Annotated in this window: 12 protein-coding genes; 6 read left to right on the top strand and 6 right to left on the bottom strand. The window is 68.4% G+C overall.

Going from position 1 to position 14,382, the window contains the following annotated elements:
• Positions 1 to 83 precede the first annotated feature (83 nt).
• Together ACYVKR_RS14625 and ppsR are read right to left on the bottom strand one after the other, a co-directional pair.
• A complete protein-coding gene (locus ACYVKR_RS14625; RefSeq protein WP_460481648.1) occupies positions 84 to 533 on the bottom strand; it encodes a hypothetical protein in 450 nt (149 codons plus the stop codon).
• Positions 533 to 1,354 carry a pyruvate, water dikinase regulatory protein gene (gene ppsR / locus ACYVKR_RS14620; RefSeq protein ID WP_460481647.1) on the bottom strand — a complete coding sequence of 274 codons (822 nt, stop codon included), beginning with the start codon at positions 1,352 to 1,354 and terminating at the stop codon, positions 533 to 535. The genes ACYVKR_RS14625 and ppsR overlap by 1 nt, the downstream gene beginning before the upstream one ends.
• Before the next feature lie 195 nt (positions 1,355 to 1,549).
• Between ppsR and ppsA the strand changes: the two genes are divergently transcribed.
• A complete protein-coding gene (ppsA, locus tag ACYVKR_RS14615) occupies positions 1,550 to 3,943 on the top strand; it encodes a phosphoenolpyruvate synthase (RefSeq protein ID WP_460481646.1) in 2,394 nt (797 codons plus the stop codon).
• Between the two features lie 155 nt (positions 3,944 to 4,098).
• On the opposite strand, the gene ACYVKR_RS14610 is transcribed toward ppsA, so the two are convergent.
• Positions 4,099 to 5,577 carry an N-acetylmuramoyl-L-alanine amidase gene (locus ACYVKR_RS14610; protein ID WP_460481816.1) on the bottom strand — a complete coding sequence of 493 codons (1,479 nt, stop codon included), beginning with the start codon at positions 5,575 to 5,577 and terminating at the stop codon, positions 4,099 to 4,101.
• Positions 5,578 to 5,657: 80 nt separating this feature from the next.
• Positions 5,658 to 6,158, bottom strand: a complete 501-nt coding sequence (gene tsaE / locus ACYVKR_RS14605; protein ID WP_460481645.1) for a tRNA (adenosine(37)-N6)-threonylcarbamoyltransferase complex ATPase subunit type 1 TsaE — start codon at positions 6,156 to 6,158, stop codon at positions 5,658 to 5,660.
• Between the two features lie 53 nt (positions 6,159 to 6,211).
• Here tsaE and queG point away from each other — a divergent pair, with 53 nt between their 5' ends.
• Positions 6,212 to 7,255 carry a tRNA epoxyqueuosine(34) reductase QueG gene (gene queG / locus ACYVKR_RS14600; protein WP_460481815.1) on the top strand — a complete coding sequence of 348 codons (1,044 nt, stop codon included), beginning with the start codon at positions 6,212 to 6,214 and terminating at the stop codon, positions 7,253 to 7,255.
• A 24-nt stretch (positions 7,256 to 7,279) separates the two neighbouring features.
• On the opposite strand, the gene ACYVKR_RS14595 is transcribed toward queG, so the two are convergent.
• On the bottom strand, positions 7,280 to 8,254 hold the full coding sequence (locus tag ACYVKR_RS14595; RefSeq protein WP_460481644.1) for a LysR family transcriptional regulator: 975 nt from the start codon (positions 8,252 to 8,254) through the stop codon (positions 7,280 to 7,282).
• Between the two features lie 72 nt (positions 8,255 to 8,326).
• On the opposite strand from ACYVKR_RS14595, the gene ACYVKR_RS14590 reads away from it, so the two are divergent.
• From ACYVKR_RS14590 to ACYVKR_RS14575, 4 genes are all read left to right on the top strand, one after another.
• Complete coding sequence (locus ACYVKR_RS14590; RefSeq protein WP_460481643.1) at positions 8,327 to 9,307, top strand: Bug family tripartite tricarboxylate transporter substrate binding protein; 981 nt, start codon at positions 8,327 to 8,329, stop codon at positions 9,305 to 9,307.
• A gap of 11 nt (positions 9,308 to 9,318) precedes the next feature.
• Positions 9,319 to 10,512, top strand: coding sequence for a M20 aminoacylase family protein (locus ACYVKR_RS14585; protein ID WP_460481642.1), 1,194 nt, complete (start codon positions 9,319 to 9,321; stop codon positions 10,510 to 10,512).
• Positions 10,513 to 10,636: 124 nt separating this feature from the next.
• Complete coding sequence (gabT, locus tag ACYVKR_RS14580; RefSeq protein WP_460481641.1) at positions 10,637 to 11,899, top strand: 4-aminobutyrate--2-oxoglutarate transaminase; 1,263 nt, start codon at positions 10,637 to 10,639, stop codon at positions 11,897 to 11,899.
• Between the two features lie 22 nt (positions 11,900 to 11,921).
• The gene (locus ACYVKR_RS14575) at positions 11,922 to 13,382 is read left to right on the top strand and encodes a succinate-semialdehyde dehydrogenase (protein WP_460481640.1); all 1,461 of its coding nucleotides are present in this window, start codon (positions 11,922 to 11,924) and stop codon (positions 13,380 to 13,382) included.
• Positions 13,383 to 13,399: 17 nt separating this feature from the next.
• Here ACYVKR_RS14575 and ACYVKR_RS14570 read toward each other — a convergent pair whose 3' ends face one another.
• On the bottom strand, positions 13,400 to 14,317 hold the full coding sequence (locus ACYVKR_RS14570) for an AEC family transporter (RefSeq protein ID WP_460481639.1): 918 nt from the start codon (positions 14,315 to 14,317) through the stop codon (positions 13,400 to 13,402).
• Between the last annotated feature and the right edge of the window lie 65 nt (positions 14,318 to 14,382).

Raw genomic sequence — 14,382 nt, 5'->3', positions numbered from 1 at the left:
GCGCCGCACATTGATCACGACAAACGCATAATTTTCATGGAGTCAGTCTGAAATGGAATGAGTGGCGCCCCCGCCACCGCGCCTCACTCCAGCGGCGAGTCGTCTTCGGTGCAGGCGCGGCCCAGCGAGCGGGCCTGGTAGCGCAGGGTCTGCTTGAGCGAGCCGAACAGCTTCGCATCCACCGTCAGGTCGAAGTTCGCCCCGCGGTTGACCTGCGCGGCCTCGGCCGTGAGGCTGCGGCCGCAGGCCACGGTCCATTCCTTGCTCTGCTTGCCATTGGCCTTGCTGCGCGTGACCTTGCAGCTCTTGAAATGCGCGGCCAGCAGTTGGTCGGGGTACAGAAAGCCCTGCCTGTCGATCAGCGCCGGGCCGATGCAGCGGTTCTTGGTGCGCGGCGGCTTGGGCTGGGCCGAGCCCAGCGCGCTGCGGGTTTCGGTCACCTCGAAGGCACCCGGCTGCGCCGCATGGGCTGCGGCGGCGCTCCCCAGGAGCAGGGCGATGGCGATCAGGCGATGGGTGGCGGTCTTGGTCATCAATAGCTGGAAGCCTCGGGCTTGATGTCCTGCAGGATCACGGTGGCGATCTCCTCGATGGACTTGTGCGTGGTGGACAGCCACTGGATGCCGGCGCGGCGCATCATCGCCTCGGCCTCGGAGACTTCCATGCGGCAGTTGGCCAGGCTGGCGTAGCGCGAGTCGGGCCGGCGCTCGTTGCGGATCTGCGAGAGCCGCTCGGGCTGGATGGTCAGGCCGAAGATCTTCTTGCGGTGCGGCACCAGCGCCGGCGGCAGCTGCTGGCGCTCGAAATCCTCGGGGATCAGCGGGTAGTTGGCCACCTTCAGGCCGAACTGCATGGCCAGGTACAGGCTGGTCGGCGTCTTGCCACTGCGGCTCACGCCCACCAGGATCACGTCGGCGCCCGCCAGGTCGTGGTTGGTCTGGCCGTCGTCGTGCGCCAGGCTGAAGTTGATGGCCTCGATGCGGTCGAAGTATTCCTTGCTCTCGCTGATGTCGGAGAAGCGCCCCACGCGGTGCAGCGATTTCTCGCCCAGCTCTTCCTCCAGCGGCTGCACGAAGGTGCCGAACATGTCCAGCAGCTTGGCCTTGCAGTGGTCCTGCACCACCTGCATGATCTCGGGGCTGACCAGGGTGGTGAAGACGATGGGCCGCTTGCCCTCGATGTCGGCCACGTGGTTGATCTGGCGCACCGCCTGGTGGGCCTTGTCCTCGGTGTCGATGAAGGGCATGCGCACCGCTCGGGTGGTGATGTCGAACTGCTTCATGATGGCGCGGCCAAAGGTTTCCGCCGTGATGCCGGTGCCGTCGGAGATGAAGAAAATCGTGCGCTGGTGCATGGGAAAAGAGGGGGTTAACCGAGAAACAAGCAATCGGGGATTGCCGCGCCTACAATGGCGCCCATTATTCCCAATTTCCAGCATGCACTCCGGCCTACAACCACAAATCCAAAGCCAGAAGGAGTGTCTGCGCGCGTGCCATCGCCTGCAGGGGGATGGACGCACGGGCCAGTTTTTAACTTCCGGAGCTTTGACATGTCCAACCTCTACAGCCCGACCGCCCTGGTCGTACCGTTTGAGAACCTGAGAATGAGCGACGTCGAGGTCGTGGGCGGCAAGAACGCCTCGCTCGGCGAAATGATCTCGCAGCTGCCGCAGGGGGTGCGCGTGCCCACGGGCTTCGCCACCACCGCCCATGCCTTCCGCCAGTTCCTGGCCCACGAAGGCCTGTCCGAGCGCATCAGCCAGCGCCTGGCCGCACTGGACATCGAGGACGTGCGCGCGCTGGCCGTGGCCGGCGCCGAAATCCGCGGCTGGATCGAGGCCCAGCCCTTCCCGGCCGATCTGGAGCAGGGCGTGCGCGACGCCTTTGCCACGCTGTCGGCGGGCAATGCCCAGGCCAGCTTCGCCGTCCGCTCGTCGGCCACCGCCGAAGACCTGCCCGACGCCTCGTTCGCCGGCCAGCAGGAAACCTTCCTGAACGTCGTCGGCATCGAGGACGTGCTGCACAAGATGAAGGAAGTGTTCGCGTCGCTGTACAACGACCGCGCGATCTCGTACCGCGTGCACAAGGGCTTCGCGCACGACGTGGTGGCGCTGTCCGCCGGCGTGCAGCGCATGGTGCGCTCCGACCTGGGCGCGGCCGGCGTGATGTTCACCATCGACACCGAATCGGGCTTCGACCAGGTGGTCTTCATCACCTCCAGCTACGGCCTGGGCGAGACAGTGGTGCAGGGCGCCGTGAACCCGGACGAGTTCTACGTGCACAAGCCCATGCTGCAGGCCGGCAAGAAGGCGCTGATCCGCCGCAACCTCGGCTCCAAGCTGATCCAGATGGTGTTCGCCACGCCCGAGGAGAAGGCGGCCTCCGGCAAGCTGGTCAAGACCATCGACGTGAGCCCCGAGCTGCGCAACCGCTACTCGCTGACCGACGCCGAGGTGCAGGAGCTGGCGCGCTACGCGCTGGTGATCGAGCAGCACTACGCCCGCCCGATGGACATCGAATGGGGCCGCGACGGCACCGATGGCCAGCTCTACATCCTGCAGGCCCGCCCCGAGACGGTGAAGAGCCAGTCTAAGGGCCAGGCCGAGCAGCGCTACAAGCTCAAGGGCGAAGGCCAGGTGCTGGCCGAGGGCCGCGCCATCGGCCAGAAGATCGGCACCGGCCCGGTGCGCCTGGTGCACAACATCAGCGAGATGGACCAGGTGCAGCCCGGCGACGTGCTGGTCACCGACATGACCGACCCGAACTGGGAGCCGGTGATGAAGCGCGCCAGCGCCATCGTCACCAACCGCGGCGGCCGTACCTGCCATGCGGCCATCATCGCGCGCGAGCTGGGCATCCCGGCCGTGGTGGGCTGCGGCGACGCCACCAGCCGCCTGAAGGACGGCACGCTGGTGACGGTGAGCTGCGCCGAGGGCGACACCGGCCGCATCTACGACGGCCTGCTGGAAACCGAGGTCACCGAGGTGCAGCGCGGCACCATGCCCGAGATCGCCACCAAGATCATGATGAACGTGGGCAACCCGCAGCTGGCCTTCGACTTCGCCCAGCTGCCGAACGAAGGCGTGGGCCTGGCCCGCCTGGAGTTCATCATCAACAACAACATCGGCGTGCACCCCAAGGCCATCCTGGACTACCCGGCCGTCGATGCCGACCTGAAGAAGGCGGTCGAGTCGGTGGCGCGCGGCCATGCATCGCCCCGCGCCTTCTACGTCGACAAGATCACCGAAGGCGTGGCCACGATCGCCGCGGCGTTCTACCCCAAGCCGGTGATCGTGCGCATGTCCGACTTCAAGTCGAACGAGTACCGCAAGCTGATCGGCGGCAGCCGCTACGAGCCCGAGGAAGAGAACCCGATGCTGGGCTTCCGCGGCGCGGCGCGCTACATCTCGGCCGAGTTCGGCGAGGCCTTCAAGATGGAGTGCGAGGCGCTCAAGCGTGTGCGCGGCGAGATGGGCCTGTCCAACGTCAAGATCATGATCCCGTTCGTGCGCACGCTGGGCCAGGCCAAGCGCGTGACCGAACTGCTGGCGGCCAACGGCCTCAAGCGCGGCGAGAACGGGCTGGAGCTGATCATGATGTGCGAGGTGCCGTCCAACGCCATCCTGGCCGATGAGTTCCTCGAGTACTTCGACGGCTTCTCGGTCGGCTCGAACGACCTGACCCAGCTCACGCTGGGCCTGGACCGCGACTCGGGCCTGGAGCTGCTGGCGGCCGACTTCGACGAGCGCGACCCCGCCGTCAAGAAGATGCTGTCGCGCGCTATCCAGGCCTGCCGCGACCAGGGCAAGTACGTGGGCATCTGCGGTCAGGGCCCGTCGGACCACCCCGACTTCGCGCTGTGGCTGGCCGAGCAGGGCATCTCGTCGATCTCGCTGAACCCCGACAGCGTGATCGACACCTGGCAGCGCCTCGCGGCGCAGTGATGCCGAGAGGCTGAGCCAACAAACACAAAGCCCGCTGCGAAGCGGGCTTTTTTGCTCCTGAAAAAAGAGCTGCTAGCGCTTGTTTTGTATGAGTTTCAATATGAAATATATTTGAAACCAAGGAATATCAAGCGCAAGCAGCTCTCTTTTTTGATTTACACCGTGCGGTTACGCGCCATCGGCGGGTTCTTGGCGAAGTAGCCCAGGATGCCGCGCATGATCGCGTCGGCCAACTGCTGCTGGTAGGCGGACGAGCGCAGCTTGGCCTCTTCCGCGGGGTTGCTGATGAAGGCGGTCTCGATCAGCACGCTGGGGATGTCCGGCGCCTTGAGCACCGCAAAGCCTGCCTGCTCCACGCGCGGCTTGTGCAGGCGGGCGAACGAGCCCAGCTCGCCGAGCAGCTTGGTGCCCAGCTTGAGGCTGTCGTTGATCTGCGCGGTGGTGCTCATGTCGAGCAGCGCGCGCTGCACATGCTGGTCCTTGTTGCTCAGGCCAGCCACGTTCAGGCCGCCGACCAGGTCGGCCTCGTTCTCCTTGTTGGCCAGCCAGCGCGCGGCCGAGCTGGTGGCGCCGCGCTCGCTGAGCGCGAACACGCTGGCGCCGTTGGCCGCCGGGTTGGTGAACGCGTCGGCGTGGATGCTGACGAACAGGTCGGCCTGCACGCGGCGCGCCTTGTCCACGCGGGTCTTCAGCGGCACGAAGAAATCGTCGTCGCGCGTCATGAAGGCGCGCATGGGGTTGCCGCCCACCGAGGAGTTGTTGATGCGCTCGCGCAGCAGGTGGGCGATCTTCAGCACCACGTCCTTCTCGCGCGTGCCGTTGGGGCCCGAGGCGCCGGGGTCTTCGCCGCCATGGCCGGGGTCGAGCGCGACGATGATCAGGCGGTCGGTGCGCTGGATGGGACGGCGCGGGCTGGGTGGCGGCGCTGCGGGCGGCGGCGGGGCCGGGCGGGGCGGTGGCGGAGGTGCCACGGCCACCACGGCGGGCGGCGGCACCGACGGGATGGACGGCGAAGGCGAAGGCGCCCCCGGGCGGCTGCCCTGGCGGGCGATCAGCTCGCCCAGCGGGTCCTGCGGCGCCGGCGCCACGCCGGCCACGGCCGGCGGCGGGGTGTCGATGACGGAGCCGGTCACCGCGGGGGCGACGGGATCGGGCAGCGGCGCCGAGGCGGTGGCCTGGCCGCCGGAATTCTCCAGCAGGCGCTCGGAGATCAGCGATTCCAGCGGATCGGCCGGCCGGGCCGGGTACAGGTCGAGCACCAGCCGGTGCTGGTAGGGCGAGATGGGCTTGAGCGTGAAGACCTGGGGCGAGGCGTCGTGCTTGAGGTCGATCACCAGGCGCACGATCTTCGGCGCGTTCTGGCCCACGCGGATGCCGGCGATGTTCGGGTCGTCCGCGCGCACCTTGCCGACCAGCTCGCGCAGCGCGGGGTTCAGGTCGATGCCCTCGATGTCGACCGCCAGGCGCGGCGGCGTGGCGACGAAGCGCTGCTCGGTCTTGAGCGGCACGTCGGATTCGATGGTGACGCGGGAATAGTCCTTGGCCGGCCACACGCGCACCGCCACGATGCTGGCGCCGAAGGCGAGCTGCTGGGTGCCCAGCAGCAGCGCCAGGCTGCCGCCGCCGCGCAGCATGTCGCGGCGCGACCAGCGGCTGGCGCGCGGCGCGGCCCGGTCGGTGGTGGATGGCGGTGGCAGAGGTGCGGGGGTGTCGCTCACGCAGATAGCCCTTGGAGGATGGACGTGCCCGCAGGGGTGAGTGCTTGCACGCAGACCAGACGTTGTGCGTCGAAGTTTACTTCAATTCTAATAGCGAGATCCGCCACGGGTGTTACCCCCGCGGCCTTTTCGGGCCATTCGGCCAGCTTCAGGCCGGGGCTGGCGAAGATGTCGCGGAAGCCCGCGTCCTCCCACTCGCGCGGGTCGTCGAAGCGGTAGAAGTCGAAATGCCAGATGGCCAACTGCGGCGTCTCGTGCGGCTCGACCACCGCGTAGGTCGGGCTCTTGATGCGGCCCTGCACGCCCAGCGCGCGCAGCAGGTGGCGCACGAAGGTGGTCTTGCCCGCGCCCAGGTCGCCATGCAGCGTGACGAAGGCATTGGCGATGGCGGGCTGAGCCGCGAGCGCCTCGGCGAAGGCCTGGGTCTCGTCCTCGCTGTGCCAAATGCAGTGGTAAGTTTCCAGGGGATGGGGGGAAGAAGAGGGTGGGGTGCTCACGGCAGTTTCTACAATGCGGGGCAATGACGCAAAGCGATCGATTGTTGTTGCAAATCCAAGGCTGGGCGCGCGAGTTGGGATTCTCTCAAATCGGCGTGTCCGGCGTGGACCTGTCCGGCGCCGAGCCCGGTCTGATGCGCTGGCTGGAAAAAGGTTTCCACGGCGAGATGCACTACATGCAGTCGCACGGCACCAAGCGCGCCCGCCCGGCCGAGCTGGTGCCGGGCACGGTGAGCGTGATCACCGCGCGCATGGACTACCTGCCCGCCGCCACGCCCGAGGGCTGGCAGGAGCGCGAATGGCAGCGCCAGGCCAACCCCGGCGAGGCCGTGGTCTCGGTCTACGCCCGGGGGCGCGACTACCACAAGGTGCTGCGCAGCCGGCTGCAGAAGCTGGCCGAGCGCATCGCGGGCGCCGTGGGCCCGCTGCAGCACCGGGTGTTCACCGACTCGGCGCCGGTGCTCGAGGTGCAGCTCGCCAGCCAGAGCGGCCTGGGCTGGCGCGGCAAGCACACGCTGCTGCTCAGCCGCGACGCGGGCTCGATGTTCTTCCTGGGCGAGATATTCGTGGACATGGCCCTGCCGGCCACGCCGGCGGTGAGCGCCCACTGCGGCGCCTGCACCGCCTGCCTGCAGGCCTGCCCCACGCAAGCCATCGTGGCGGCGGGCGAGGTGGATGCGCGGCGCTGCATCTCGTACCTGACGATCGAGCTGCACGGCGCGATCCCCGAGGAGTTCCGTGCCGCGATGGGCAACCGCATCTACGGCTGCGACGACTGCCAGCTTGCCTGCCCCTGGAACAAGTTCGCCGGGCGCAGCGCCTTGCCCGACTTCGATGCGCGCGGCGCGCTGCTCGATGTGCAGTTGCCCGCGCTGTTCGCGTGGGACGAGGCCACGTTTCTGCGCCTCACCGAGGGCAGCGCTATCCGCCGCATTGGCCACGAGCGCTGGCTGCGCAACATCGCCGTGGCGCTGGGCAACGCCTGGCGCGAGACGGGCGATGCGCAGTACCGCGATGCGCTGCAGAGCCGCGCGCAGGATGCGAGCGCGCTGGTGCGCGAGCATGTGGCCTGGGGTTTGAACCAAAATACCGTCTAGCGCTTATATAGCAAGCGCAAGCAGCTATCTTTTTTGATATTTTCGGGTGCCGGGTTCGGGCGGCGTGCTCGCGGCGATCATGGCGCGGGCGCTGGCCTCGATGCGGCCGCGCAGCCACTGGTGGGCGCCATCGCCATGGCTGCGCCCATGCCAGATCAGCTCCACCGGAAAGGACGGAAAGCGGAATGGCAGCGGGCTGCTCTGCAGCCCGAACAGCGCGGCATAGCGCCAGGCCACGAGCGATGGCACGGTGGTGACCAGCGGCGCCCGCGCGACGGTGGCGAACAGCGTGAGAAAGCTGGGCGCGGCGAGCACCGGGTCGATGGCCACGCCAGCGGCGTGGATGGCGTCCTCCATGTAGCCGTAGAGGCTGTCCTTGGCCGACAGCATGGCGTGGCGCGCCGACTGGTACTGCTCCAGGCTGAGCGGAGGCTCGAAGGGCAGCAGCTGCGGATGAAAGCAGCACAGCACGCCCAGGTCGAACAGCTGCGTGCGGTGGTGCCAGCCGCTGCCGCCGGGCAGGTAGCCGATGGCGGCATCGATGCGCTCGGCGTCCAGTGCCTCGTAGGCGTGCTCGCGGCTGGTGCGGCTGAGCAGCAGCTTCACGCGCGGCGCCGAGACCGCCAGGTCCGCGAACAGCTCCGACACCAGCTGCGACTCCGACTGGATCGACAGCGCGATGCGGAAGGTGCGCTCGTCCGTGGCCGGGTCGAAATCGGGGCGCGACAGCAGCAGCTGCTGCGAATCGTGCAGCAGCCGGCGGACCGGCTCGTGCAGCGCGCGCGCCTTGAGCGTGGGCTCCATGCGGTAGCCCACGCGCACGAAGAGCTCATCGCTCAGCAGCAGGCGCAGCGTGGCCAGCGCATGGCTCATCGCCGGCTGCTGGATGCGCAGGCAGGCGGCGGCGCGCGTCACGCTGCGCTCCTGCATCAGCGCGTCGAAGGCCAGCATCAGGTTCAGGTCGAAGGAGCGTAGATTGAAATGATCGATGCGAGACATTGGCTGTATCGATTTGATGAATCCAAAGGCCAACCATACACTGAATTCCAGAACGAACCTGGAGATTCCTCAGTGACAAAGAACAAGCGCATCCATTGGCTGGGCGCCGTGCTGGCCCTGTGCGGCGGCCTGGGCCTGGCCCAGGCGCAGACCGCATTTCCCAAGCAGCCCATCCAGATCGTGGTCGGCTTCACGCCCGGCGGCTCGGCCGACACCGCGGCGCGCATCGTGGGCGAGGGCCTGGGGCGCGAGCTGGGCCAGCCCGTCATCGTGGTCAACAAGCCGGGCGCGGGCACGACCATCGCGGCGCAGTTCGTCTCCAAGGCGCCGGCGGACGGCTACACGCTGCTGTTCGGCGGCACCTCGCTGGTGTACAGCCCGGGGCTGCTCTACCCGTCGATGAAGGAGAACCTGGCGACCGACTTCGCAGCCGTGGGCTCGGTGGTCAGCTCGCCGCTGCTGCTGGTGGTGCGGCAGGACTCGCCCTACCAGGACATCAGGCAGCTGATGGCCGCAGCCAAGAGCAAGCCGGGGCAGGTCAACTACGGCTCCACCGGCGCCGGCGTGAGCCCGCAGATCGCCATGGAGATGCTCAACGCCCGTGCCGGCGCGAGCATGCTGCACGTGCCCTACAAGGGTACCGCGCCGATGCTGACGGCCATCCTGTCCGGCGACATCGAGGTGGCGTTTGACGTGGCCAGCTCGTCGGTGCCCATGGTCCAGGGCGGCAAGATGCGCGGCCTGGCGGTTTCAGGCGCCAAGCGCATGAAGGTGCTGCCGCAGATCCCGACCGTGGCCGAGTCCGGCTACCCGGGCTTCGACGTGACGGCCTGGTACGGCCTCTCGGCGCCGAAGGGAACGCCCGCCGCCGTGGTCGCCAAGCTCAACGCCGCGCTGCAGAAGGTGCTGGCCAACCCCGACACGCAGAACAATCTTGCCGCCACCGGCAACGAGGTGATGCCGGGATCGCCCGCGGACTACCAGGCCTTTTTGAACAGCGAGCACCGCAAGTGGGGCGACGCCGTCAGGCAACTGAATATCAAGCTGGATTGAGCGGAGCACCCATGAATACGCATCCCGTGCATTCCAGGCTCGACGAAGTGGCGGCCGACCTGGCCGAAATCCAGGCGCTGCGGCACCAGATCCACAGCCATCCCGAAATCGCTTTTGAAGAAGTGGCCACGGCGCAGCTGGTGGCCGGCAAGCTGCGCGAATGGGGCTTCGAGGTGACGACCGGCGTGGGCACGACCGGCGTGGTCGGCACCTTGGCGGCAGGTTCGGGTACGCGGCGCATTGGCCTGCGCGCCGACATGGACGCGCTCGCCATGCAGGAGAAGACCGGGCTGCCCTATGCCAGCCAGATCGCCGGCAAGATGCACGCCTGCGGGCATGACGGGCATACCTCCATGCTGCTCGGCGCGGCCAAGTACCTGGCGCGCACCCGCAACTTCTCGGGCACGGTGCACCTGTACTTCCAGCCCGCGGAGGAGCGCGGCCACGACAGCGGCGCGCAGCGCATGATCGCCGACGGCCTCTTTGAGCGCTTTCCCTGCGACGCGGTGTTCGGCCTGCACAACCATCCTGGTGCCGAGGTGGGCAGCTTCATGATGCGCAAAGGCGCCTTCCAGCCGGCCACCGACAAGGTCAGCATCCGCGTGATCGGCAAGGGTGGCCACGTGGCGCGGCCCCACCTCACGGTGGACCCGTCGGTGGTCAGCGCCAGCATCGTGCTCGCGCTGCAGACCATCGTGGCGCGCAACGTCGATCCCACGCAGACCGCGGTGGTGTCCGTGTGCTCGCTGCAGTCGGGCGGCTTCTACGGCGTGATTCCGGACGAGGCCACGATCGAGCTGAGCGTGCGCTGCTTCGACCCGCAGGTCCGCCAGCAGCTGCGCGAGCGCATCGACGCCATCGTGCACGGCCAGGCGCAGTGCTACGGTGCCCAGGCGGAAGTCATCCACCAGGCCGGCTACCCGGTGCTGGTGAACACCGAGGCGGAGGTGGACTTCGCGGTGGCGGTGGCGCGTGAGCTGGTGGGGCCGGATCGGGTGGAGCCGGACTTCGGCATCATCACGCCGGGCGAGGATTTCGCCTTCATGCTCCAGCACCGGCCGGGCTGCTACTTCCGGCTGGGCAACGGGCTGTTCAGCGAGCACAGCCATCCGGTGCACCACCCGAAGTACGATTTCAACGACCAGAACCTGCAGATCGGCGCGGCCTACTGGAGCCTGCTGGTCGAGCGCTACCTGGCGCCGTGACACCGCGGCCTGGCGCGCCAGGCCGTCGCGGTCCGCTTTTCCCCCTTTCTTTCGCTCTCCGCACCACGCTGCGCGGGCCTGGCCCGCGCGCTCGCGTGCGTGCATTCATCTCCTGGAAACCACCATGAACAACCAACTTCTGGAACAGCGCCGCCAGCAGGCCACGCCCCGCGGCGTGGGCGTGATGTGCGACTTCTATGCCGAGCGTGCCGACAACGCCGAGATCTGGGACGTGGAAGGCAAGCGCTACATCGACTTCGCCGCCGGCATCGCAGTGCTGAACACCGGCCACCGCCACCCCCGGCTGGTGCAGGCCATGCAGCAGCAGCTGGAGAAGTTCACGCACACGGCCTACCAGATCGTGCCGTATGCCGGCTATGTGGAGCTGGCCGAGGCCATCAACCAGCGTGCGCCCGGCGCCGGGCAGAAGAAGACCGCCTTCTTCACCACCGGTGCCGAGGCGGTGGAGAACGCGGTGAAGATCGCCCGCGCCGCCACCGGCCGCAGCGGTGTCATCGCGTTCTCGGGCGCCTTCCATGGCCGCACGATGATGGGCATGGCGCTCACCGGCAAGGTCGTTCCCTACAAGGTCGGCTTCGGGCCCTTCCCGGGCGAGGTCTTCCACGTGCCTTTCCCGCAGGCGCTGCATGGCGTGTCGGTCGAGGACTCGCTGCAGGCGCTGGCGCAGCTGTTCAAGTGCGACATCGATCCCCGGCGCGTGGCCGCGATCATCTTCGAGCCGGTGCAGGGCGAGGGCGGGTTCAACGTGGCTCCGGCTGCGTTCGTCGAGGCGCTGCGCGCCATCTGCGACGAGCATGGCATCCTGCTCATCGCCGACGAGGTGCAGACCGGCTTCGGCCGCACCGGCAAGCTGTTTGCGATGGAGCACTACCGTGTCGCGCCCGACCTCATCACCATGGCCAAGAGCCTGGCGGGCGGCATGCCGCTGTCGGGCCTGGTGGGCCGCGCCGAGGTGATGGATGCGCCGGCGCCGGGCGGGCTGGGCGGCACCTACGCCGGCAACCCGCTGGCCGTGGCATCGGCCCTGGCCGTGCTCGAGGTGCTGGAGGCAGAAGACCTGCCCGCGCGCGGCGCGGCGCTGGGCCGGCGCCTGATGGATCGGCTCGAGGCGTTGAAGCCCCGGGTACCGCAGATCGCACAGGTGCGCGGCCTGGGCGCGATGGTTGCCGTCGAGTTCTGCAATCCCGACGGCTCGCCCGATGCGGCCTTCACGCGCGAGGTGCAGGCACGGGCTTTGGCGCAGGGCTTGCTGCTGCTGTCCTGCGGCGTGCATGGCAACGTGATCCGCTTCCTCTTTCCGCTGACCATCGGCGATGCGGTGTTCGAGCAGGGGATCGACATCCTGGCCGCCGCGCTGTGCGGCTGACACACCTGCAGGGGACATGGACATGACTCTCGACGATGCCAGCCTGCTGCGTTCGCAGGCACTGATAGACGGCGCCTGGGTGGGCGCCGATGACGGCGCGAGCTTCGCCGTCACCAACCCTTCCACCGGCGCGCGTGTGGCCAGCGTGCCGCGCATGGGCCCGGCGGAAACCCGCCGCGCCATCGAGGCGGCGCGCGTAGCGCAGGCCGCATGGCGCAACGTCACCGCGCGCGAGCGCTCCGGCGTGCTGCGCCGCTGGCACGGGCTGATGCTGGCGCATGCCGAGGACCTGGCCCGCATCATGACCGCCGAGCAGGGCAAACCGCTGGCGGAGGCGCGCGGCGAGGTGCTCTACGCGGCCTCGTTCCTGGAATGGTTTGCCGAAGAGGCCAAGCGGGTGAGCGGCGACGTGCTCACCTCCACCGACAACGGCAAGCGCATGCTGGTGCTCAAGGAGCCGATGGGCGTGTGCGCCGCCATCACGCCCTGGAATTTTCCGCTGGCGATGATCACCCGCAAGGCTGCGCCGGCGTTGGCCGCGGGCTGCGCCATGGTGCTCAAGCCCGCCGAGGACACGCCGCTGTCCGCGCTGGCCCTGGCAGCCCTGGCGCAGCAGGCCGGCGTGCCGGCCGGGGTGTTCAGCGTGGTCACCGGCGATGCCGCCAGCTCGATCGAGATCGGGGCGGAGCTCACGGCCAGCCCGGTGGTGCGCAAGCTGAGCTTCACCGGCTCCACCGAGGTGGGCCGCATCCTGATGCGCCAGAGCGCCGCCACCGTCAAGAAGCTCTCGCTGGAGCTGGGTGGCAACGCGCCCTTCATCGTGTTCGACGACGCCGACCTGGACGCGGCCGTAGAGGGCGCGATCGCCTCCAAGTACCGCAACGCCGGCCAGACCTGCGTGTGTGCCAACCGCCTGTATGTGCACGAGCGGGTCTACGACGACTTCGCCGCCAAGCTGGTGGCCGCGGTGCAGCAGCTCCAGGTGGGCGACGGCATGGAGCCGGGCGTGCTGCAAGGCCCGCTGATCAGCGACGCCGCGGTGGCCAAGGTGCAGCAGCACATCGCGGACGCACTGGCAAAAGGCGCGCGCGTGCTCACCGGTGGCGCGCCCCATGCGCTGGGCGGCCGGTTCTTCCAGCCCACGGTGCTGGCCGACGCGACGGGGGACATGCTGGTCGCGCGGGAGGAGACTTTCGGGCCACTCGCGCCGCTGTTCCGCTTCGGCAGCGACGAAGAGGTGATCCGCATGGCCAACGATACCGAGTCGGGTCTGGCGTCCTACTTCTACAGCCGGGACATGGGCCGCATCTGGCGCGTGGCGCAGGCGCTGGAGTACGGCATGGTCGGCATCAACACCGGCCTGATCTCCAACGAGGTGGCGCCCTTCGGCGGCATCAAGCAATCGGGCCTGGGGCGCGAAGGATCGAGCTACGGGATCGACGAGTACCTGGAGATGAAGTACCTGTGCATGGGCGGCCTCTGAGACCGTGATCCAAGCGGCTACACCGGCCACCACTGCAGCAGCATCAGCGCAAACGGCAGGCTGGCGATGCCGGCCAGCGTGGACAGCGTCACCAGCCCGGCCACGAAAGGCCCGTTGAAGCCCATGCGCGCGGCCAGCACATAGCAGGTCGAGGCCGTGGGCAGGGCCGAGAAGGTCAGCAGGATGGTGGCCTGCACGGCGGACAGGCGCAGCAGGTGCGCCAGCAGCAGGGCCAGCAGCGGCGATGCCACGTGCCGGATGGACAGCACCGACACGCTCAGCCACTTGCCCCGCGCCAGCAGGCCCAGCTGCATGCCCGCGCCCGCCGACATCAGGCCCAGCGCGATCGACGCCTGGCCGATGCGCGCCACCGTGGGTTCGACCAGCGCCGGCAGGCGGATGCCCAGCAGGTTGCAGGCCAGCGCCGCGACGGTGGCCACGATCAGCGGGTTGCGCGCCAGTTCGCGCACGAAGCCGGTCTGCGAGCCACGCGCCATCGGGTAGACGGCGGCGATGTTGAACATGGGCACGCACACGCCGATCAGCACCGAGATCAGCTGCAGGCCCTGGGCGCCGGCCAGCCGGTCGGCCAGCGCCAGCCCGATGAAGGAGTTGAAGCGAAACGCCACCTGCGCGCTGGCGGCGGCGTCCTGCGCATCGAGGCGCCGGCCGAGCCAGGGCAGGTGCGGCAGGCCGTAGGCCAGCGCGATCGAGGCCAGGCCGCCGAGCAGGCCAGCCGCCATCAGGTTCGACGCGCCCAGCCAGTCGATGGGCGCGCGGATGATCGAATAGAACAGCAGCGTGGGGAACAGGAAGTAGTAGACCAGCCCTTCCACCGGCTGCCAGATGCTGCGGTTGAGCGCAGTGAAGCGGCAGATGAGGTAGCCGATCAGGATCAGCGCGAAATCGGGGAACAGGAGCTGGGCGTAGGTCACGCCGCGAGCATAGCCGAAGGCCTTCGTGTCCTCGGGAAAACACTGTCTCCGGGATGCCGCACAAA

The organism is Comamonas humi (assembly GCF_054782535.1).
This window is presented reverse-complemented; position numbering and strand designations above follow the sequence as displayed.

Excerpts from the sequence above, each read along its gene's own strand:
- ACYVKR_RS14625 (WP_460481648.1), bottom strand. The coding sequence starts at position 533 with ATGACCAAGACCGCCACCCATCGCCTGATCGCCATCGCCCTGCTCCTG.
- ppsR (WP_460481647.1), bottom strand. The coding sequence starts at position 1,354 with ATGCACCAGCGCACGATTTTCTTCATCTCCGACGGCACCGGCATCACG.
- ppsA (WP_460481646.1), top strand. The coding sequence starts at position 1,550 with ATGTCCAACCTCTACAGCCCGACCGCCCTGGTCGTACCGTTTGAGAAC.
- ACYVKR_RS14610 (WP_460481816.1), bottom strand. The coding sequence starts at position 5,577 with ATGCTGCGCGGCGGCGGCAGCCTGGCGCTGCTGCTGGGCACCCAGCAG.
- ACYVKR_RS14595 (WP_460481644.1), bottom strand. The coding sequence starts at position 8,254 with ATGTCTCGCATCGATCATTTCAATCTACGCTCCTTCGACCTGAACCTG.
- ACYVKR_RS14585 (WP_460481642.1), top strand. The coding sequence starts at position 9,319 with ATGAATACGCATCCCGTGCATTCCAGGCTCGACGAAGTGGCGGCCGAC.
- gabT (WP_460481641.1), top strand. The coding sequence starts at position 10,637 with ATGAACAACCAACTTCTGGAACAGCGCCGCCAGCAGGCCACGCCCCGC.
- ACYVKR_RS14575 (WP_460481640.1), top strand. The coding sequence starts at position 11,922 with ATGACTCTCGACGATGCCAGCCTGCTGCGTTCGCAGGCACTGATAGAC.